A 20,641-nucleotide genomic window follows, 5' to 3' on the forward strand; every position below is an offset into this window, starting at 1 on the left:
GCTACCCGACGTGCGGCGGCTGCTCGGAAATCGTTGGGGTCTCCGCCGTGGACAGGGAGAGCCAGAAGAAGCCGTGACCGGCGAGGCCAAGGTCGTATTCGCCGGACTCCCGCACCGCGGGGAACTCGGCGCCGCCCATGAGCTCCCGTGGCCGACGGCCGGCGTGGGAGGACAGGGTCAGTGTCGTCGTCTGCGGGTATCGGGAGAAGTTGAACAAGCACAACACGTCGTCGTCCGGCTCGCCGCGGAGGACGGCGAGGACCGCCGGGTTGGTCGACCGGACGATGCGGCAGCCACGGCGGGAGAACGCCGTCCAGGCGTGGCGGGTCTCGATCAGCTTCTCGATCACGTGCAGCAGGGAGGACCGTGAGCGGAGCTGGTTCTCGACGTTGACCGCCAGGTAGCCGTAGATCGACTCGTGGGTCAGTGGCGCCGGCAGGTTCTCCGGCTGCGCCACGGAGAAGCCGCCGTTGCGGTCCGGTGCCCACTGCATCGGTGTGTTGACCGCCCGGTTGCCGGGCAGCGACAGGTTCTCGCCCATGCCGATCTCGTCGCCGTAGTAGATGACCGGAACGCCGGGCATCGACAGCAGCAACGCGAAGGCGAGCTCGAGCTGGCCCCGGTCGTCGTTGAGCAGGCTGGCCGTCCGCCGGCGGATGCCCGTCACGCCGCGCATGCGGGCCAGCGGCGCGTACGTGTGCAGCAGTTCGTCGCGTTCCCGCTCGGGCAGCAGGCCCAGCGACAACTCGTCGCCGTTGCGGAGGAACACCGCCCAGTGGCGGTCATCCGGCTGGTCACGCATCTGCAGCAGCACCTGTGACACCGGGCGGTGCGTCTCCCGCCGCATGGCGAGCAGCAGGCTCGGCATGAGCGAGGCGTACATCACCAGGTGGCACTCGGGGTGCTCGGTGGTGCCGAAGTAGGAGCTGGCGCCCTCCGGCCAGTCCTCACTCCACGCGATGAGGATCCGGTTCGGGTACGTGGAGTCCAACCAGGACCGTAGGTCCCGCAGGTAGGTGTGCGTCTCGTCGAGGCCCTTGCTCGACGTGCCGGTGCGCTCGAACAGGTAGGGGACCGTGAGCAGGCGCAGCCCGTCGACCCCCTGCCGGAGCCAGAAGTCCATTACCGCGCGCATGGCGGCCCGCACCTCGGGTGCGTCGTAGTTCAGGTCCGGCTCGTGCCGGCTGTAGCGGTGCCAGTAGTACTGCCGCCGCTTACCGTCGTAGGTCCAGCCCCCGCCACGGCTGCTGAGCGGATCGTCCGCCTCGGCGTAGTCGTCGCCCGTGTCGCTCCACACGTAGAAGTTCCCGTACGGGCCATCCGGGTCGTGCCGGGAGGCGGTGAACCACGGATGCTCGTCGCTGGTGTGGTTGAGCACCAGGTCCAGCACCACCCGCAGGCCCTGGCGGTGGGCGAGGCTGAGCAGCTCCAGCAGGTGTGAGGGCTGCCCGAGGCCGGCGTCGATGGTCTCGAAGTCGGACGCGGCTCGACCGTCACCCAGGGGCGGCGACGCCATGATCGGGTTCAGCAGCAGGCAGTCCACCCCCAGCCGGCGCAGGTAGTCCAGCTTCTCTGTGACGCCGTGCAGGTCGCCGTGGCCGTCGCCGTCCGAGTCGTAGAAGAAGGGCACGTTCACTTCGTAGAAGGTGCTGCCGGCCGCCCAGTTCGGGTCGTCCGGCGGCTGCGGGCCTGGGGTGTCCTCAACGTCGGTGCGGGCGAGCCGGAGCCGACCCGACAGGGCCTGGCGGGCTCGCGCGGCCACCCGCTCCGCCGGGTCCCGCTCCAGGGCCTCGAGGGTCTCGGACGCGGCCACGAGCTGCTCGCGGGTCCGCTGGTTGCCGTGCGCCCAGTTGCTCAGCTCGTCCACGGCGAGCACCCGCGCCGACGCGAGCCCGCTGCGGGTGAGCGCGAGAAGATCGTCCGGAATCAACTCGGGCCGCCGGGGCGCGTTACTGAGGATCAGGTCCCCGACGCCGGCGGCCCGCATCTGGGGGGTCTGCCGGCGTTCCCGGTCGACCATGCGCACGGCCGCGTACTCGAACGCTTCCCGGACGCTGATGATCCCGTTGCCGTCCCGGTCGGCGGCACCGGTCCGCAGCCCCTCGAGGAAGGGACCGGAGAATGCGGACGGCAGCGCATGCTGCTTGTAGCCGTCACCCTCGTGGGCCAGCTCGGTGGCCCCGGCGGACACCACGACGATGCGGCTGCGGTCCCCGCGCTGCTTGAGGTCGCCGAAGGCGCCCGCATGGCAGCAGTCCAGGATCAGGACCAGCTCGCTGGCCCGGCACTCGTCGAGCCAGTGCCGCAGCTCGTCGGTCGGCACCGCGGTGGGCGGAAGGCGGTCCAGGTCGGTGTCGGTCGCGGTCAGGTAGAGGCGATGGCCGTCGTGCAGCCGGCCGTGGCCGGAGTAGTACACGAGCAGGAAGTCGTGCGGATCGGCGCTCGTCAGGAAGTCGTAGAGCGTGACCTGCACCGTGTGGGTGTCGTCGTCGAGGCAGTCCCGGACGTCGTCGAACGCGCCCAGGGCGGGGTCCCGAAGGAGCCGTCCCCAGTCCTTGAGATCACTGGCGGGTGAGTCAAGGTCGGGCAACCCTTCGCTGGTGTAGCTGCCCACACCGATCAGGAGTGCCCGCTTCACCGCGGCTGCCCACCGGCTCCTAACGCTCCCGCGTCACTCACCATCGACCTTCTCGGGCACGGCGGGCGTCCCCTGCCGGGGCACCGACACCGACTTGATGACCTCGGTCAAGGTCTTCTCCGACACGTCCCGCACCTCGATCTCGGTGCCGTCCGGGAGACTCACCCGCAGGTGCTTGCCCTTGTTACGGTCCTGATAGCGCTTGATGACCTCGGCCAGATGCTTGACGTCCGCCGCGGCCCGCTTCGCGGTCGGATAGCTGAAGACCGCGAGGGTGAGCGCGCCGAAGATGATGCTGACCGTATCTCGCGTCCCCGGCCCGGCCGCCTCGACGAGTTCCGCCGCCTCGACGCCTGGAAGGTGGTTCAGGTGGTCCTTCAGCTGGCGGGTCTGCTCGGCCAGTTCCTCATCGCTGACCGGCCCGTCGGACACCACCCGCAAGATCAATCCATCGGCCATGATCCCATCGTGGTCGTACTCGGTTGACCGTGCAAGGGTCCCGGCCATGGGATCCCGTGCGGCGCCGGGTGCTGTGTCGGTGGCGCGCCCGTCACCACCCGATCTAACCCTTACGCGGGTCCTCGACGGCCGGGTGATGACGGGCATCCGACAGATCGCGACGATAGGCACGACGCCGGGATTCCGTGCCGGGTGTGGCAACCACGGGTGACCGTGCGCCGTCCAAGCACTGGGACCGGCGGTTGGCCGGCACGGCGGAAGGACGGCGAAGCGAGATGGGCCGGCGAAGGTTCCTCCTGACGATGGTCGCAGTCGGGGCCCTGCTGGCGGGCTGCGCCGGCGGGGGAGGGGCGGCGGAGCCTTCGGCGCCCGCCCTGCCGCCGGGCACCGGAAGCCCGGGAACAGCGGATCCGGTGGCGTTGCTGGGCAACTGGACGCTGGCCGGGGTCGCCGAGGAGCCGCACGGCATCCTGCGTCTCGCACCCGATCGGATGCAGCTCTTCGGCCGCTGCGGGATCCTGGTCGGTTCCTGGCGGGCCGACACCGGTGGTCTCTTCGTCGCCGGAATGTTCGGCTCATCCGGAGCGGAGGGCGGCCGCGGCTGCGACGACGCCCCCGGGCAGAACCCGCAGTGGCTGCAGCGGGTCGCCTCGTACCGGCTGGAGGGTGACACGCCGATGCTCCTCGACGCCGACGGTGCGCTCGTCGCCCGCCTGCTGCCGGGGGCGACACCGACGCCCGGACCGTACCTGGCGGCGTCCGAGGTGGCGCCACCGGAGATCACCGACGAGGTCCGGCGGCAGTTCGCGCCCGCAGCCGCGCTGCCGGCAACCCTGGCTCCCGTCGCCGGGGACCGGCTTGTCGGGAAGTGGGTGCCCGTGTCCGGGCCCAGGACGGCGTACGTCGAGTTCAAGGCCGATGGTGAGTGGCGCGGCTCCGACGGTTGCAACGGCCAGGCCGGGCGCTGGGTGGTCGGCTCCGGAGGTGCCTTCCTTGCCACCACCGGGCCAAGCACCCAGATCGGCTGCGACGGGGTACCCGTCGGGGCGTGGCTAACTTCGTCCTGGCGGGCCGGACTGGCCGGCGAGACCCTGGTGCTCCTCGACGCCCGGTCCAAGGAGACGGGCCGGCTGCGCCGCGCCGACTGAGCACGCCGATCAGGGACGCTGGTGGCGTAGTTCGTCGGGCAGCGGGTATCCGGCGGAGCGCCTCTGGCCGCCAGCACGGATCGTGCGGTAGCGGCGGGCGGTGCGGACGGGCGTCCTGAGCGATCACCCTGTGCCGTCCTCGATCCGGTGGTTGGCGGCGAAGACGATGGCCAGGTGTGCCTCGATCCCCGACACTGCACGAGGCGCGCTCGGGGGGCGCCCCTGCCGGCTGATCCGGCAGAAGGTGCCCTGTCATCGCCGTCGGGATAGGGAGGGAACCTTGTCAACGTCTCTGGTGGCGGCGCCGCCGGCAGGATTGCCGAGGTGCGCCGACGGGCGGCGGGGACACCAGTGGCGGAAGTGGCCCGGGCAGGGGTGGGCCGGATGACCGACGCCCGTCTCGCGCTTCGTGTCGCCAACCGGCTCGGGCGGCTCCTCGGCCTGGCCGCCGCCACGGTGGCGCTGGTGCTGTTTGCCCTGTTGCATGTGCTGGCGACCCGGCTCAGCCCGGTTACGGACACGATCAGCGACTACGCGCTCTCCCCGGACGGCTGGATCTTCGACACGGCGGCATTGGTGCTGGCCGGCGGCTCGGTGTGCCTGCTCGGTCCGTTGCTGCGGCGGCAGGCCGCCGTGCCGCTGGCCACCGCCTGCTACGCCTGCTGGTGCCTCGGACTGGTGGTGCTGACAGTCTTTCCACGCGATCCGGTGGGGGCACCGACCACCGTGACCGGCGAGATCCACAAATGGGCATCCGTGACCGCCCTGCTCAGCCTGCCGCTCGGCGCGCTGCTGACGGCAAGGCGGCGGTGCGGACCGGGTGCCCGGGTGGTGGCGATGACCGCGGTGGCCTGCCTGGTCGCCCTCGTTCCGTTCGTCTCCGCCTACCTGGCGAGTTCGCCGCTGAAGCCGTACCTCGGGCTGATTGAACGGGCCGTCGCGCTGGGCGAGGTCATCCTGCTGTTGTTGCTCGGCACGATTCGCGTGGGCCTGCAGGCAACCACGCTGACGGCGGCGGGCACGACTCCCGGCCTGATTCAACCTGGCAGTCGATCACGTCAGCGCTCCCTGGATAGGTGGCGCGGCGGAGCGTATCGGGCGGGGGATGTCCAGCTCGGCAGCGCCGTCGACAGCGTCGGCAAGCGAGGTGTGGCCGGGCAGCTCGGCGGCGGGCGTCCCCGGTAGGCCGCTCCGGTGGCGCAGGCACTGCCAGTGGCGCTCGGGCTGCTCGCTACTCGCGTGGCCCTGGGTGGTGGGACCCGCCTGCGGCCACCAGAAGAGCGGCCGTCTCGGTGTGGCCGCCCCGGACGGCCCAGTCGAGCGGCGACAGGCCGCTGCCGTGGTCTTCGCGGAGGTTCGGGTCCGCGCCCCGCGCGAGGAGTACGCGTACCACGTCGATGTGCCCCCACGCCGCGGCACCGGTCAGCGGCGTGCCCTCCTCACCACGCCCGCTCTCCACATTCGGGTCCGCGCCGGCCTCCAGGAGAACCCGTACCACCGCGGGCTCGTTGTGCACGGATGCCCGGTACAGGGGCGTCGTACCGTCGCGGTCCGCCGCATTCGGGTCCGCCCCCGCGCGCAGCAGCGTGAGCACAGCGGGGAGGTCTTCGCCCAGCAGCGCCGCCATCAGGCGGGTGGTGAGTTTCTTGCGCTCTCGGACGTTCACCAGCACCAGCGTAGGCGGCTCCAGACCACCCGGGCCCTGCCCCGTCGGCCGGGTTCGAAGGGACAGGGCCCGCGCCGGCTCACTCCGTCCCGATGTCGTGCGCGGTGCCGTCGGCGACCGCCCGGAGCTTGTCCGGGTTGGCCACGTTGTGGATGGCGGTGATGCGGCCGCCGGCATCGAAATCGAAGGTGACGGTGGCGATCACCCGACCCGGTCCGCTGAACACGATGCCCGGACCGCCATTGAGCTCGACGAGTTCGACGTTCATGTCGGCCGGCTCGACGCCCTGATAGGTGACGGTGCCGATGGCGGCGAACCAGGCGGCCACCGTACCCGCGCCGACGACCGGGCGGAGGGCCTGGCGGACCTTGCCGCCGCCGTCGGTCCACAGGGTGACATCCGGAGACAGCAACTCCATCAGGGCGTTGATGTCGCCACCGGTCGCGGCCGCGAAGAACCGCTCGGTGACCTCGCGCTGCCGTGACCGGTCCGCCGTGAAGCGCGGCCGCCGCGCACGCACATGGTTACGGGCCCGGTGCGCGGCCTGCCGCACCGCGGTCTCGGAACGCTCCAGGGCCTCCGCGATCTCGGCATGGCTGAAGTCGAAGACCTCCTTCAGCACGAACACCGCGCGCTCGAGCGGGCTCAGCGTCTCCAGCACCACCAGCATCGCCGTCGACACCGACTCGGCGTCCGTGACAACCTCGGCGGTGTCGCCGGTGGTGAGGATGGGTTCCGGCAGCCAGGGTCCGACATAGGTCTCGCGCTTGTGCCGGGTGGAGCGCAGCCGTTCCAGCGCCAGGTTCGACACGATCCGCGCCAGGTACGCCTTGGGGTCGGCCACCTGCGCGCGGTCGGCGGCCGACCACTTGATCCAGGCGTCCTGGACGGCGTCCTCGGCGTCGGCCGCGGTGCCGAGGATGCGGTACGCCACCGAGAAGAGCAGGTTGCGATGCTGATGGAAGACCTGCTGGTCGAGGTCCGACGGCGAGTGGGTCACCGTGCCTCCCGGGTGAAGCGGCCGCCGTGGGGCCAGAACGCGCCCGAGGCGGGCATCTTCTTCATGCGGCCGTAGGTCGGCCAAGGCGAAGCGGTCACCGTCTCCTTGTACCGTGCCGCCAGGCGGCCGGTCAGACACACCCGCCGGGGGCTGTCGTCGGGACGGGTGAACTGCACAACCGCATCGTGCCGACCCAGGCTCACCGGCGTGTGGTAAAAGCCGAACCGGAACGGCTTGGGCTGTTTACCCGCCAGCGCACGGACGATCGACACCGCCGCGTGCACCCCGGTCGGCATACCACCTTGGCAGGTGCCGTGCATGACGCCGTAGCCCTGACGGCTCGCGGCCGCGTCGCCCACGGCGTACACATCCGGGTGTGACACCGACCGCAGCGCGGCGTCGGTGACGACGCGGCCGCGCTCGTCGACGGTCAGCCCGGCGGCGGCCGCCAGCGGTGACACCCGCGTGCCGCTGGTCCACAGAACCACCTCGGCGGCGATGCTCTCCCCGCCGGCCAGCTCGACCGAATCGGGCAGCACCTTTACCACCTCGACCCCGCTGCGCGCCTGGACGCCCAGCCGCGTGAGCGCGGCCTGCAGATACGCCTTCGCCTTCGGGTTCATGGCCGCACCGGGCTCGCCCCGGCCCAGAAGCACGACATTCAGTTCCGGGTGCCGCTCGGCGATCTCCGCGGCCGACTCGACACCGGTCAGCCCGCTGCCACCGACCACCACCGTGCCGCTGCCCAGCTGTGCCAGCCGGGCGGCCAGCAGCTCCGCGTCCTGGGCGCTGTTCAAGGTGTACGCGTGGTCCTCGACACCCGGAACCGCCGCCGTGTCGGCCACGCTGCCCAACCCGTACACCAGCGTGTCGTAGTGCAGGACCCGGTCGTCGTCGATCCGCACGATGTTCGCGTCCGCGTCCACCGCCGTCACCCAGCCGCGTACGAACTGCGCACCCGTACCGTCCAGCAGCTCCGGGATGCTCAGCTCGGCGACCTGCTGGCCGGTCGCCGTCATGTGTAGCCGCAGCCGCTCGGTGAACCGCTCCTGCGCATTCACCAGGGTCACCTGCACGTCGTCACGCCGCCTGAGCCGGGCCGCGAGTTGGACAGCCGCGGCCATGCCCGCGTAGCCCGCGCCCAGGATCAGGACGCGGTGGGTGGTCGTGCCGGCTTCGCGCTGTGTGCTCATCGTTGCGCCTTCCTCCACGTGTTGCTGACGACCAGCAGATGGAAGCTGCCCGCCCGTCCGTGACATGAGGTGCATGTGACGCGCGACACGGTGCGGCGTCCACTAGCGGTCATCGCATCATCAGTGCCGGCACGTGACGACTTTGTTAGTACCTCTTACTCAACCTGGCCGGCTCGATGCAATCGCGTCCGAGGGCAGAGTGCAATCGGCACCCGTCCGGCCCGGTCCACTGCATGGTCAGGAACGTCACCACCTGCCCGCCTACCTGCAGGTTGGCACGTGCCCATCGAGGTAGATGCGGTCCAGACACTCGATGTCCAGCCCCGTCGAGCAGATCGCTGACCGTCACCACCGGAACATTTCCGACTGGCCGGCGCCGATGACACCAACGCGGCGTCAACCACCACGCAAATCACGACCTGCAGCAACCACCCACCTCGTTGGTACGAGGCGAAGCCTCGTCAGGAGGCCTATGCACGTCGAGCTCGAACGAACCGGCTCGGCCACGCCGACGAGCACCCGCTGAACGATCAGCGGAGGACCTTGATTGAAACAAGTTTCAGTCAGGGGAGTCATTGACTGGCCGACGAGTTGCATGATCTGGTCTTTAACGACCGCAAACGGTTTCAACGCTGGAGGCAGGCGGGCGAGATCCCAGAGGAGATACATGCGACCTGTCAATTCCCGTCCCGTCATCATCCGACATGGACTCTTCGGTCCGGGGCTGCCGCCACGGCCCGCTACGGCGCTTCCGGTCAGGATGGCTGGCCGGCGGCAACCGAGACGAGGTCGACCTGACATGGTCGCCGTCTTCGAAGACGATCGGCGTCGTGCGTTCGTCCCTAACGGTCTTGAGCGTGCACGGTTCCTCTACCGCAGGGCGCAGAGGGCCACCGATGCGCCGACCTTCGTACCTCGCGATTTGAAGAGCTTCTCCGCGCTCCACGCCCACCCGATCGAGGAGGTGGAACTCGACAATGTGGGACTCGAGGATGTTTGACCCCGCCACGGATGACAGAGCGGCGGAGGGGGAGGTCGACGGTTCCGGAATGGACTCCTCGGGGGACTTCCTTAACGCTGGCGGCAAGGCGGTCGAACCGGGTCGCCACCGGCAAGACCTGGGGAAGTCTATTTCGAGAACAAATGGAGAAACTTCCATGCATGAGACCCTGAGAATCGTGCGGACCAGACCGACGTTGGAGATCGGTGAGGAAGGTGTGGAGATGCAGCGCCGTGGGAGAAGTAGGGGCCGCATCATCATGATGATGTCGGCCTTACTCGGGCTCGCTCTTTCAAGTCTTCCGACGGCGGCCGCAGCTGCGTCTGGCACGCCTGGCAACGGTGCCGGTGCTCAGCTGGGTGCGCCCGGATGGGGGCAGGTGCCGAAGATTGAAAAGTCGATCACAGTGCCCACATTCCCGGACCGCGATTACACCGTGACCGAGTTCGGGGCGGTAGGAGACGGAACAACCGACGCGAGGCCAGCCATTACGGCCGCGATCCATGCAGCCAACAGCGTCGGCGGCGGCCGCGTCGTACTGCCCGAGGGTACCTGGTTCAGCCAAGGTCCAATACACCTGATGAGCAATGTCGACCTGCACGTCTCTGAGGGCGCGGTGCTGCGGTTTAGCCATGACGCCGCTGACTACCTTCCTCAGGTGCTGACACGTTGGGAGGGCACAGACCTCTACAACTATTCTCCGATGATCTACGCCTTCCAGGCGATGAACATCGCGGTTACCGGCCGCGGTGTTATTGACGGGAATGCCGAACCCTCTGACAAGGAGGGGTTTGGGACGTTTAGGCCTAAGCCGGGCCCCGCACAGTCGCGCCTTCGCGCGATGGGCGCCACGGGCGTACCTGTTGATGAGAGGGTGTTCGGTGAAGGGGACTACCTTCGGCCGAGCATGATTCAGTTCTATGAATCAGAAAACGTGCTGTTGGAGGGATTCACAGCCATCGACTCTCCCTTCTGGGTCAACCACTTCGTCTACACGCATAACGCCACACTCCGCAATGTGACGGTTGACAGCAAGTCATTGAACAATGACGGCGTGGACGTAGATTCCAGCGCCAATGTGATGATCGAAGGCAATACTTTCATCACCGGTGACGACAGCGTGGTTGTGAAGTCGGGCCGTGACCAAGATGGGTGGCGTGTTGGACGCCCGAGCGAAAACATCATCATCCGGGACAACGACATGCGCGGCCATAACGGCTTGACAATCGGGAGTGAGATGTCCGGTGGCGTGCGAAATGTTTTCATGGAGAACAACGTACTCGGCGACGTGAGGTCGGCGCTCTACTTTAAGTCGAACACGGACCGAGGCGGCGCTATCGAAGATATCTGGGTGCGCAATATCGAGGTCGGCGACGCCGACACGGTGCTTGACTTTGACACCAACTATAAGAACGAGGGCAGCGGCAGGTATCCATCACTGTACCGGAACTTCAACGTCGAGAAGGTGACAGCCAAAAGGGCTGGGACAGGAATCCGTGCAGTTGGAATCGAGGGTCAGCCGATCCGAGATATTTTGGTGAGGAACGTGACCATCAATGATGTCGAAAACCGGCTTGTCATCAGAAATGTGGACGGCATCAACCTCAAGAATGTGTGGATGAACGGGGAACGCTGCCGGAACGGCGATGCCGTGCCGACGTGCTGACGTTCTATACATCTGCGGGACTGTAAAACGATGAGCAACTGCCCGCGCGACCGTAGGTACTGCGCGAGTAGTCGGAAAGGACGGAGTGAGCCGAAATGCCGAGTGAGGGAACGGGTGCGAGAGGGATCGCACGACGAAACCTGTTGGTGGGAGCGGGTGCCGCTGCCTCCGCAGTCGCGCTGGGGCAACAGCGCGCCTCCGCATCTGAGCGGCTCGCGCAGCCACAGAAGCCAGGTAAGTCGGGCAGGATTCTCAATGCGTACTACCTGGCTGCCAACGCTTACACGATCGTGCCACGCCGAGTTCGCGAGGACATGAGGTGGATGGCCAGCATCGGGACCAACGCGGTCTCCATCAGTGTGTTGGAGCAAGATTTTGACAGCGCAAATTACAACATACAAATCACGATCGAAGAGGCGAAGCGGGCCGGTATAACCCCTTATGCCGTTCCCTCGCGTTGGGGAAGTCTGGTAGCCGGTGCACCCAGCGTGCCCAGCAATTTCACCGAGACTCACCCTGAGACTTGGCTGATGAAAGACGACGGCAGTCCCTATACCAATAGCAGAGGCCATCGAAGCGATCCGACCCACCCGAATACGGTTCGGTTCTTCAAGGAGAGCACTGAGAGGCTGCTGACCCAGTGGCCCTTCGAGGGCATAATCTGGGACGAGCCGAAGGACAACAACGCCTGCGACCTGTTTCGCCAGGCCAGCGAGCACGCCAAGGCGATCAAGCCTGACGTGACAATCTCGCTCTTCCTTGACCTCTCAGCCTACCAAGGAGCATCGTCGGACGACGCGGCCGAACAGTTCGCCCGGATCGAGGCTCTTGATTATTTCGGTTGTGATGGCAGCCCATGGGGTCCGGACGACCCGGGTGACCAAAAGAAGGTTCTACTCGGCGGCGACGGGGAGCGCTTTATCTCGATGGCCAGAAGGAACGGCAAACGTAGCCTCCTCCTGGCGGAGACATATGCTCTGCGCAAGTCGGTCCACCCTCTCGTCGACCGGCGCCTTCCAGAGGTTGTCGACCTCGGCTCAGATTGTCTGAGTTACTACTACTTCCCTCGGAATGTCGAGGACCCGGACGAGCTTATGGAAATCACTCGCAAGCATGTGAGGGGCTACGCCGGCTGACGTGCGAGAGCAGCAGAACTCCCTCCATCCTCTGGACCACCTCCGCGACTCTGTTGCGGAACTGGTCAGCACCCAAGAAACACCTGCCGCTGAACCCCAAGAAAGGCTGGGTGTGCAGGGCGATCAGTCGCGGATAGCTCCTACTGTGGCCAACTGCCCGCCCGCGGCGACCGGTCAGGCGCCGCGGGCGAACAGGGCCAGGCGTACCCGGTTGTCGCTGCCGGTCTTGGTCATGAGGCTGGTGATGTGGGTCTTGACCGTGGTGATGCCGATGTGCAGTTGCTCGGCGATCTCCGTGTTCGACAGGCCCTCGGCGACCAGGTTCAGCACGTCCTGCTCGCGGGCGGTCAGTCCCTCGACCGGCCGGGGTGTGTCGGAGCGGGCGTCGACCGCGCGCTGGACCAGGCGGCGCAGCACCTCCTGGCTGAACGGGCTGTCGCCGGCGGCGGCCTTGCGGACGCCGTCCAACAGGTCGGCGGGGGGCGCGTCCTTGAGCAGGAATCCGCAGGCGCCGGCGGTCAGCGCCGGATAGAGGTGGTCGTCGTCGCCGAACGTGGTCAGCACCAGGATCCGGGTGCCGGGACGGTCGGCGAGGATGCGGCTGGTCGCGGTGATCCCGTCGACGCCGGGCATGCGCAGGTCCATGACGACGACGTCGGGGATGAGCCGCGCGGCGAGGGATACCGCGTCGCGGCCGTTGTCGGCCTCGCCGACGACCTCGATGTCGGGTTGGGCGTCGCAGAGCATGCGAAGGCCAGCGCGGATGAGGTGCTGGTCGTCGACCAGCAGGACGCGGATCATGCCGGCTCCGTCGTGCGTGGCCCCACCGGAGCCTCGCGGTCCTGGTCCGACTGGGCCGGCGGGACGGCAGGGGAGGGGGGAGCAGGCGCCAGCGCGATGGCCGGGCCCGGGAGGACGGTACGCACCCGCCAACCCGCACCCGCCGGGCCGGCCTCCAGTTGACCGCCGAGGACCTCGACGCGTTCGCGCATGCCGGTGATGCCGTGGCCGCCGCCGGACGGCATCGCCGCCGGCAACCAGCCGCCCCCGTCGTCGGACACCTCCCAGCGCACGGCCTCGTCGACCACGCTGACCGACAGGTGGGCGAGGGCGGATGTGCCGGCGTGCTTTGCCACGTTGGTCAGCGCCTCCTGGGTGAGTCGCAACACCGCCATTCCTCGTACCGCATCCAGCGACCCGACCGCGGGGTCGATGTCGGCCTCGACGGTGACGCCGGCCTGGCGGGCCCGGTCGACCGCCGCGCCGAGGGCCGCCGGCAGTGCCGACGGCTCGATGGCGGTCAGCGCCGCGTCGCCGCGTACGCCGTCGGGGTTGCGCAGGACCGCGACGAGCCGGCGCAGGTCGGCCAGGGCGGCGGTCCCCGTGCCGTGCACGTCGTCGAACACCTCACCCACGCGCGGGTCCAGATCCGTCAGTACGTGCCGGGCCACGCCGACCCGCAGCACCATCGACGCGACGTGGTGCGCGACCACGTCGTGCAATTCCCGGGCGATGGCGCTGCGTTCGTCGGCGCGGGCGGCACGGCTCTCCGACTCGAGTCGGCGCTGCTCCTCCGCCGCCCGCTCCTGCGCCTGCCGGGTGAGTTCCCGTTGGGCCCGGATGACCAGGCCGAGCAGCAGCGGGACGCCGACCTCCACGAGCAGCCCGACGATGCCGGAGAGGAACCGTGGGAACGGGTCGCCGATCGAATCGGTCAGGTCGACCGCGGCCAGCAGCCCGGCGGCCAGCCAGATGGTCCGTGGTCGGCGCGCCCGCATGGCCAGTTCGAGCAACGCCCAGCTGGCGCCTACCTGGTTGATAGTGATGTCGTCGAGCAGGCAGATGGCGACCGCCAGCAGCGCGGTCTGCGCCAACAGGTTGACCAGTGGTCGGCGGTGCAACACCAACGCGACGCCGAACGCGATCCCCGCGAGGATCAACTGCGTGGCCGTCGGCCCGTGGCCTTGCATCGGGGCACCGAAGACCAGGTAGCCGACGCCGCTCAGGTCGAGCAGCACGATCCGCACGAAGCCGTCGCGCACGTCGAACAGTCGTCCCACCCACCCCACGGCGTTCAGCCTATGCGCTGCGGCTCGGCGGCCGGAATCGCCGCCGGCTGCGGCCACCTGACCCGGGCGGCGAGGTAGGCGGCCAGGCCGAGCGGCCCGAGCAGGATCGTCAGCACCAGCACCGGAGCCATGACCAGCGCCGGCACCCCCCGTTCCCGGCTGTCGAGCCACGCCCACCGGCCGACGAACAGGTCGAACGCGATCATGTGCGCCCAGGCCGCCGCCGCGCCGGTGGCGGTGCCGAGCAGGTCGCGTACGCCGTCCAGGGTCGGGGACGCCACCGCCGGGAGCACGTCCCCGAGCGCCGGGATCACCAGGGTCGCGTAGATCAGCAGGGCCGGTGCCACGATCAGTGGCGACCTGATGATCCGGGCGGTCCACGACCAGCGGGGCAGCAGGATCATCAGCGCCCAGAACGGCGCGGCCACCGCGAACGTCAGCTCGAACAGGGTGCCGGTCATGCCGCCAGCACCATTTCCGGGCGGTGCCGACGGGCCAGGACCGCCCCAGCGGCGGCTGCGGTCGCGACCACCAGCGCCGCCACGGCGGCCAGCGTGAGCGCGTCCGGCCGCAGCAGCGGCTGCCCGCGCAGGGCCTGCCAGGTGAACAGCATGGTGAGTGCACCGTACGCGCCGCCTGCGACGACCACCAGGCGCGCCCGGGTGCGCTCGTCGAGCCGCCCGAGGAACCGGCCCAGCAGCATCGCCAGGATAGGCAGCGCCTGCAGCGCGTGCATCCCCACGAAGTGTCCGATCCGCAGATCCCCGCCGGTGGTGCTCCAGCCCACCAGCGGCAGCCCGGGCCCGCCGTCCGGCACGCCCACGCTGTGCGCCCCGGAGATCCCCTCGATGCCCGGCTCCTGGCTGGGCAGCACCATCGGGATCGCCACCAGCATGCCGAGCAGGGTCAGGCCGAGTCCCAGCCCGACGGCGTACTTGCCGACCCGGTCCGCGATCGGCTGGCGCAGCACCACGATCCCGATGACCAGGTGCGCCGTGAACAGCACCATGATCGCGGCACCCATCAGCGAGAACAGGATGCCGTTGAGCGGGGTGGTCCCGTTGAAATGGCTGGTCGTGCCGCGCAGCACCTGCCCGACGATCACCGCCATCTCCATCACGCCCATCGCGACGATGACGGTGCCCGCCCACTCCGCGACCCGGCTCCGCCGCGGCAGCAGGGACAGCATCCAAGCGAGGGTGGTGCCGTACAGCACGAACGACACGGAAAACTTGAACGGCTTGAGCCAGATCGGCACGCCGGTGAGGACCCGCGAGTCGGCGACGATGCCGACCGCGGAGACGAGGGCCAGCACCGCCATCGCCGCGACGAAGAGCATCAGTGGGCGGTGCCAGTGTGCCGCCCGGCGCATCGTGGTTGTCATACCTGCAGATGCTGGTGCGCCGGCCGGCGTACGTCGCCCGACCTGAAGCCCCGGTCGCGGCCGGCGGTCGGAGCCGCTTCCTCCTACCTGGGTAGGAGACGGAACCGTAAGCCCTGGTCCGTGCCTGGCGTTCGACGCCGGGACCGTCCGGTGGCCGGCACGCGGTCGCGCCGGCAGTCCCCCTGCCGGCGCGACCGGATGTGCTGGTCAGGACAGCTGCAGCCGGGGCTCCAGGGCCACCTCGAAGAGCCGGTCCCACGGCAGCTCGACCCGGGCCGACTCGAACCGCGCCAGGGTCGCCGTGAACGTCTTCGCGCCCCGCCGGCCCAGCACCACGGGGTGCCCGGCGAAGTGGTCGGCGAAGTACCGCTCGGTCAGCGGCACCAGCCGCTCCCGTACCCAGCCGTCGAAGTAGCTCTTCTGCTCGGGTGTGAGCGCGAGCGGGTCCCAGCCCTGCGCCCGCGTGTGCGCGTACGCCTCGACCTGCACCACGTTCTTCCACGGGTCGTCCTTGACGAACCGGTAGAGCAGGTACTCGGCGTGCGCCAGGCCGGGCCCGCGCAGCTCGGGTACGCCGTACCCGCTGCCTGAGGAGCGCAGGTACGCCCAGCGGGCGGTGCCATGGCCGAGCGCCAGCCCGAGCGCGTTGCCGCCGGTGTTCCACCCCGAGTACGACAGCAGCGCCGCGAGATCCAGACCGTTCTCCATCCGCGCGACCAGTTCGTGGTCGGCCTTGTTCACGATCAGCGGGTCCACCACGATCACCGGGGTGCCGGCGGCCAGCTGTGCGCCGATCCGCCCGACGAAGGCGTCCAGGTCGGCGGCCCGCTGCCCGGACGCCGCGGACGGGGTGTTCACGGCGAGCACGATGTCCGCGTCGCCGCTGACCACCCGGCCACCGATGGCGGCCACGTGCCGGCGGATGTTCTCCGCGAACGGGATGCCCTCCAACTGCGCGGTCCAGTCCTCACCCGAGACACCGGCGTACTCCACCCGGTAGGTGGGTGCCGTGCCGGCGGCGACCACCCGCGCGACCAGCAGCGCGTCGACCTCGTCCGCGCCGGGGAAGATCTCCACCCGGTCGCCGACGCCGAGCCGGGCCACCAACGCCTCCAGCTCCACCCGCTCCGCCCGGGCCAGGCCGACCGGCGCGGTGTCGTCCTCCGACAGCACGAGATGACTGATCGTGCCGTCGGCGACCCACTCCACCATCAACCGGTTGACCTGGTGGTTGCGGGCCCGCGCGGCGAGGTAGTCCTCGACGACCTGGTCCGGGATCTGCGCCCGGACGGCGTCGAGCCGGGACCGCAGCTCCTCCTGCCCGAGGTTGACCACCTGGTCGTAGAGCTTCGCCCACTCGACCAGCCGGTCGCGGTACTTGTCCAGGTCGGTGCCGGTGCTGGTGATGGCGAGCCGCTGGATGGTGTCGTGCACCTCGATCACCGCCGCCGGCCGCGTTGCGCGCAGGTTCCGGATCGCGGCCAGGTTCTCCAGGGCGGCAGCCAGCGTCGGGGCGGCGGTCCGGGACGCGATCAGACCGCCGTAGGCGAGCATGCTGACCGAGATCACGTACCCGTCGACACCGTCGGCGGCGCCGAGCCAACGGGCGACGGCGGCCCCGTCGCCGGGGGTGAAGAAGCGGCCCAGCAGTTCCCGGGGCGGCAGCTGCACCTGCGCGCCGGCGCTCGCCGCGGTCATCTGCGGGCAGTAGGTGTTGACCGGCCGGTCGTCCAACGGCACCAGCGCCACGGTCAGCTGCCGGTCCGCGGGCCCGGCGAACGTCGGCCGGCCGATGGCCGCGGTGGCCAGCCCGGCCATGCCGGTGGCCAGGAGGGTACGTCTCTTCACTTGCTCTCCCTACTTCTCTGGGGCGCTCGCCGCGCGTGGGGTGGCCGGCACGAGCCGGCGGGTGATCCACTGCGGTGAGGTGACGGCGTTGCCCACCACCACCGCGTGCGCACCGGCTTCGAAGGCCGCGCCGATCTGCTCCGTGCCCCGGTACCGCCCTTCGGCGATCACCGGAACCGGCAGCAGTGCGACGAGTCGCGCCACGAGCCCGAGGTCGGGCCCGTCAGTCTGCGGGCTGGCCGGGGTGTAGCCGGACAGCGTGGTGGCGACGGCGTCCGCGCCCGCCTCGACGGCGGCGACGCCCTCGGCCATGGTGGAGACGTCGGCCAGCACTAGCGCGTCGGTCCGTTCGCGGAGCGCCCGCACGGTGTCGGCGAAGGTGCGCCCGTCCGGTCGGGGACGGTCGGTGGCGTCGACCGCGACGATGTCCGCCCCAGCCAGCGCCACCTCAAGCGCGTGCGCCGCCGTCGGGGTGATGAACACGTCCGCCGTGCCGTGCTTGTACAACCCGATCACCGGCACGTCGACCGCGGCGCGCACCGCCTTGACGTCGTCCGGTCCGTTGACCCGCACCGCCACCGCGCCGCCGCGTACCACCGCCGACGCCACCCGGGCCTGGACGTACGGGTCCCGCATCGGATCCTCCGGCTCGTCGGGCAGCGGCTGGCAGGACACCACCAGCCCGCCGGCCAGGTCGTCGAGCACACTCACCGCTCTGGTCCTTCCGTTGATGTGGGTGCGGTTGGTGCCGTCACCGGTCACTCCGGTGTATTCGTGGCCAGCCGGGCCGCGCCGACCACGACGGCGTCGGCGCCCAGGGCGGCCGGCAGCAGCGGCACGCCGGCCCAGCCCGCCGGCAGTTCCGCCGCGTAGGCGGCCGACGCGGCGGGCAGCAGTGCTCCGGCCGCCCCGCCGGCCACCAGGACGGCGTCCGGGTCGAGCAGGGCCACCAACCCCGCCAGCACCGCGCCGAGCACGGCGCCGGCCCGGTCCACGACCTGCCGGGCGGCCGTGTCCCCGGCCGCCGCGCGGTCCGCCACCGCCCGTCCGCTGATCCGGTCGCCGGTCTCGATGGCGTACGCGGCGGCCAGCCCGGTGCCCGAGGCGATCGCCTCCAGGTGCCCGTACCGGCCGCACCCGCACCGCAGCCGTTCGGCACCGGGCGCCGGCAGATGCGCCACCTCGCCGGCGGCGCCGCGGGCACCGGCCTCGACGCGGCCGTTGCGAACGACCGCCCCGCCCAGCCCGGTGCCGGCGGCCACCAGCAGCACATGAGCCCGGTCCCGCCCGGCGCCGGCCCAGCATTCGCCCAGCGCCGCGGCGTTCACGTCATTGGTGACCCGCACGGGTCGTCCCAGCCGCGCGGCCAGCGCGTCCGCGACCGGGGTGCCGGCCCAGCCGGGCAGGCTGTCGGTGGCGTACCGGATACGGCCGGTCGCCGGGTCGACCGTGCCGGCGGTGCCCACCCCAACCGGCCCGGTCCCCGCCGCGCCGACCAGCCCGGCGGCCAGCCCTGCCGCGGTGTCCAGCACCGCCTCGGGGCCGGACTGGGCGGGGGTGGGCGCGTCCCGGTGTTGCAGCACTTTCCCGTCGGGGCCGACCAGTGCGGCGGCGGTTTTGGTGCCGCCGATGTCGACTCCGACCACCGGGGCCGTCATCCCTTCAGGCCGGTGTGGGCGAGGCCTTCGACGAACTGCCTCTGCGCGATGATGAACACCACCAGTACGGGTAGTGCGGTCATTGACGCGGCGGCGAGTTGGACGTCCCACATCGGGCCGCCGTAGGCGTCGACGAATTGGGTGAGTGCCTGGGGCAGGGTGAACTTTTCCGGGGAGGAGAGGAACACGATCGGTTCCAGGTACAGGTTCCAGCTGTGTAGGAAGGTGAAGATGGCTACCGCGCCGAGTGCGGGCCGGGACAGTGGCAGGGCGATCCGCCAGAAGGTGGCGAAGCGGCCCAGTCCGTCGACCCGGGCCGCCTCTTCCAGTTCACCGGGGAGGCTGATGAAGAACTGCCGCATGATGAAGGTGGCGAGGACGCTGGGCGCGCCGAAGATCGGTACGAGGATCAGTGGCCAGTGGGTGTTGATGAGGCCGAGTTTGAAGAACATCTGGAACAGCGGCACGATCGTGACTTCGCTGGGGATGAGCAGGCCGGCGAGGACGATCAGGAACAACACGTTCTGGCCGTGGAACCGGATCCGCGCGAAGGCGTACCCGGCCAGCGCCGACACGGCGAGGGTGCCGACGGTGACGAGCAGCGCGATGTAGAGGCTGTTGAGGTATTGCTGCCCGAATGGCTGCAGTTCGAACACCCGCTGGTAGGCGTCGAGTCGTGGGTTGGTCGGCAGCAGTTGTGGTGGGAAGGTGAAGATGTCCGCGACCGGCTTGAGTGACGAGGTGACCATCCACCAGGTCGGGAAGACGAATGGGATCGCCAGGATCAGCAGCGCCCCGTAGAGCGCCAGTTTGGTCCGCCGCGACAGGTCACGATTCATGGAAGACCCACTTCTTGCGCATCTGCCACTGCAGCATGGTGAGTGCGAGCACGATGACGAACATCAGGATCGACAGCGTGGCGCCGTAGCCGAAGTGGTGGAACTGGAACGCCTGCTGGTAGAGGTAGTAGACGAGCACCGTGGTTGAGGTGCCGGGTCCGCCCTGGGTGAGCACCGCGATCTGCGCGAAGACCTGCAGCGACCCGACCACCGTGATGATCGACGTGAGCAGGATCGTCGGGCTGATCAGCGGCACGGTGATTCGCCAGAACTGGCGCATCCGGCCCGCCCCGTCCACCTCTGCGGCCTCGTACAGCTCCGCCGGCACCCCTTGTAGGGCGGCCAGGAACAGCACCATGTTCAAGCCGACGTTCTTGAACACCTGCACGACGATCACCGACAGCATCGCCGTGCCCTCGCCGCGCAGCCAGTTCGGCCCGTCCACGCCGATGGTGTCGAGCAGGCCGTTGATCCCGCCGTTGTCCTGTAGCAGGAAGCCCCACACGATGGTCCAGGCCACCAGGGAGACCACGACGGGGGAGAAGAACAGGGTGCGGAACAGGATGGTGCCGCGCAGCTTCTGGTTGAGCAGGACGGCCAGCAGCAACGCCAGGCCGAGGTTGAGCACCACCAGGCCGATGGAGAACAGGCCGGTGGCCCGCAGTACCGCGCCGAGGTTGGGGTCGTCGGCGAGGGTCTGGTAGTTGTCGGTGCCGACGAAGTCGAATGTGCCGGCGAGCACGTTCCACTCGTGCAGGCTGTACCAGACCACGAGGATCAGCGGCAGGATCACGAAGACGGCGCTGCCGAGCAGTTGCGGGGTGATGAAGAGGTAGCCGGTGAGCTGGTCGCGGCGTCGGCTGGTCCAGAAGCGCCGCGGCCGGCCCAGGGTGGGCCGGGCCTCGACCTGGCCCACCCTGGTGTCCGTCCGGGTCAT

The 20,641-nt window shown here is 69.5% G+C and carries 19 protein-coding genes and 1 pseudogene; 5 read left to right on the top strand and 15 right to left on the bottom strand.

The window, feature by feature from the left end:
• Position 1: 1 nt before the first annotated feature.
• Positions 2 to 2,638: a caspase, EACC1-associated type gene (locus A6A27_RS42240; protein ID WP_083672671.1), complete on the bottom strand. Its 2,637-nt coding sequence runs from the start codon at positions 2,636 to 2,638 to the stop codon at positions 2 to 4.
• Positions 2,639 to 2,671: 33 nt separating this feature from the next.
• Positions 2,672 to 3,097 carry a hypothetical protein gene (locus A6A27_RS18060; protein WP_073835786.1) on the bottom strand — a complete coding sequence of 142 codons (426 nt, stop codon included), beginning with the start codon at positions 3,095 to 3,097 and terminating at the stop codon, positions 2,672 to 2,674.
• Positions 3,098 to 3,399: 302 nt separating this feature from the next.
• Between A6A27_RS18060 and A6A27_RS18065 the strand changes: the two genes are divergently transcribed.
• Positions 3,400 to 4,245, top strand: a complete 846-nt coding sequence (locus A6A27_RS18065) for a hypothetical protein (protein WP_143194054.1) — start codon at positions 3,400 to 3,402, stop codon at positions 4,243 to 4,245.
• 9 nt (positions 4,246 to 4,254) lie between these two features.
• Here A6A27_RS18065 and A6A27_RS45975 read toward each other — a convergent pair.
• A pseudogene (locus A6A27_RS45975) lies at positions 4,255 to 4,431 on the bottom strand (IS1634 family transposase); the annotation flags it as partial.
• A gap of 198 nt (positions 4,432 to 4,629) precedes the next feature.
• Between A6A27_RS45975 and A6A27_RS18070 the strand changes: the two are divergent.
• A complete protein-coding gene (locus A6A27_RS18070) occupies positions 4,630 to 5,430 on the top strand; it encodes a DUF998 domain-containing protein (RefSeq protein ID WP_143194055.1) in 801 nt (266 codons plus the stop codon).
• A 46-nt stretch (positions 5,431 to 5,476) separates the two neighbouring features.
• Here A6A27_RS18070 and A6A27_RS18075 read toward each other — a convergent pair whose 3' ends face one another.
• The 3 genes from A6A27_RS18075 to A6A27_RS18085 form a co-directional block, all read right to left on the bottom strand.
• Positions 5,477 to 5,911 (bottom strand): ankyrin repeat domain-containing protein, encoded by a 435-nt coding sequence (locus tag A6A27_RS18075; protein WP_073835849.1) that lies wholly within the window; start codon positions 5,909 to 5,911, stop codon positions 5,477 to 5,479.
• Positions 5,912 to 5,990: 79 nt separating this feature from the next.
• A complete protein-coding gene (locus A6A27_RS18080; RefSeq protein ID WP_073835789.1) occupies positions 5,991 to 6,911 on the bottom strand; it encodes an RNA polymerase sigma-70 factor in 921 nt (306 codons plus the stop codon).
• Positions 6,908 to 8,104: an NAD(P)/FAD-dependent oxidoreductase gene (locus tag A6A27_RS18085; RefSeq protein ID WP_073835790.1), complete on the bottom strand. Its 1,197-nt coding sequence runs from the start codon at positions 8,102 to 8,104 to the stop codon at positions 6,908 to 6,910. The genes A6A27_RS18080 and A6A27_RS18085 overlap by 4 nt, the downstream gene beginning before the upstream one ends.
• A 799-nt stretch (positions 8,105 to 8,903) precedes the next feature.
• On the opposite strand from A6A27_RS18085, the gene A6A27_RS18090 reads away from it, so the two are divergent.
• The 3 genes from A6A27_RS18090 (at position 8,904) to A6A27_RS18100 (ending at position 11,906) form a co-directional block, all read left to right on the top strand.
• A complete protein-coding gene (locus A6A27_RS18090) occupies positions 8,904 to 9,104 on the top strand; it encodes a hypothetical protein (protein ID WP_073835791.1) in 201 nt (66 codons plus the stop codon).
• The gene (locus A6A27_RS18095; protein WP_158074003.1) at positions 9,097 to 10,770 is read left to right on the top strand and encodes a glycoside hydrolase family 28 protein; all 1,674 of its coding nucleotides are present in this window, start codon (positions 9,097 to 9,099) and stop codon (positions 10,768 to 10,770) included. The genes A6A27_RS18090 and A6A27_RS18095 overlap by 8 nt, the downstream gene beginning before the upstream one ends.
• Positions 10,771 to 11,093: 323 nt before the next feature.
• The gene (locus A6A27_RS18100; protein WP_143194057.1) at positions 11,094 to 11,906 is read left to right on the top strand and encodes a hypothetical protein; all 813 of its coding nucleotides are present in this window, start codon (positions 11,094 to 11,096) and stop codon (positions 11,904 to 11,906) included.
• 174 nt (positions 11,907 to 12,080) lie between these two features.
• Here A6A27_RS18100 and A6A27_RS18105 read toward each other — a convergent pair whose 3' ends face one another.
• From A6A27_RS18105 to A6A27_RS18145, 9 genes are all read right to left on the bottom strand, one after another.
• On the bottom strand, positions 12,081 to 12,707 hold the full coding sequence (locus tag A6A27_RS18105; protein WP_073835793.1) for a response regulator transcription factor: 627 nt from the start codon (positions 12,705 to 12,707) through the stop codon (positions 12,081 to 12,083).
• Positions 12,704 to 13,975: a sensor histidine kinase gene (locus A6A27_RS18110; RefSeq protein WP_083672672.1), complete on the bottom strand. Its 1,272-nt coding sequence runs from the start codon at positions 13,973 to 13,975 to the stop codon at positions 12,704 to 12,706. The genes A6A27_RS18105 and A6A27_RS18110 overlap by 4 nt, the downstream gene beginning before the upstream one ends.
• Before the next feature lie 5 nt (positions 13,976 to 13,980).
• Positions 13,981 to 14,436, bottom strand: coding sequence for an ABA4-like family protein (locus tag A6A27_RS18115; protein WP_073835795.1), 456 nt, complete (start codon positions 14,434 to 14,436; stop codon positions 13,981 to 13,983).
• On the bottom strand, positions 14,433 to 15,359 hold the full coding sequence (locus tag A6A27_RS18120; RefSeq protein WP_073835796.1) for a hypothetical protein: 927 nt from the start codon (positions 15,357 to 15,359) through the stop codon (positions 14,433 to 14,435). Before A6A27_RS18120 ends, A6A27_RS18115 begins: the two co-directional genes overlap by 4 nt.
• 207 nt (positions 15,360 to 15,566) lie before the next feature.
• Entirely contained in the window at positions 15,567 to 17,207 is a 1,641-nt protein-coding gene (locus tag A6A27_RS18125) for a DUF4127 family protein (RefSeq protein WP_073835797.1), read from the bottom strand.
• 9 nt (positions 17,208 to 17,216) lie between these two features.
• Entirely contained in the window at positions 17,217 to 17,918 is a 702-nt protein-coding gene (locus A6A27_RS18130) for an N-acetylmannosamine-6-phosphate 2-epimerase (protein WP_073835851.1), read from the bottom strand.
• 47 nt (positions 17,919 to 17,965) lie between these two features.
• On the bottom strand, positions 17,966 to 18,865 hold the full coding sequence (locus A6A27_RS18135; RefSeq protein ID WP_073835798.1) for an ROK family protein: 900 nt from the start codon (positions 18,863 to 18,865) through the stop codon (positions 17,966 to 17,968).
• Entirely contained in the window at positions 18,862 to 19,704 is an 843-nt protein-coding gene (locus A6A27_RS18140; protein ID WP_073835799.1) for a carbohydrate ABC transporter permease, read from the bottom strand. The genes A6A27_RS18135 and A6A27_RS18140 overlap by 4 nt, the downstream gene beginning before the upstream one ends.
• Positions 19,694 to 20,641: a carbohydrate ABC transporter permease gene (locus tag A6A27_RS18145; RefSeq protein ID WP_073835800.1), complete on the bottom strand. Its 948-nt coding sequence runs from the start codon at positions 20,639 to 20,641 to the stop codon at positions 19,694 to 19,696. The genes A6A27_RS18140 and A6A27_RS18145 overlap by 11 nt, the downstream gene beginning before the upstream one ends.

Origin of the sequence: Micromonospora sp. CB01531 (assembly GCF_001905095.1) — a bacterium.
Classification (GTDB): Bacteria; Actinomycetota; Actinomycetes; order Mycobacteriales; family Micromonosporaceae; genus Micromonospora.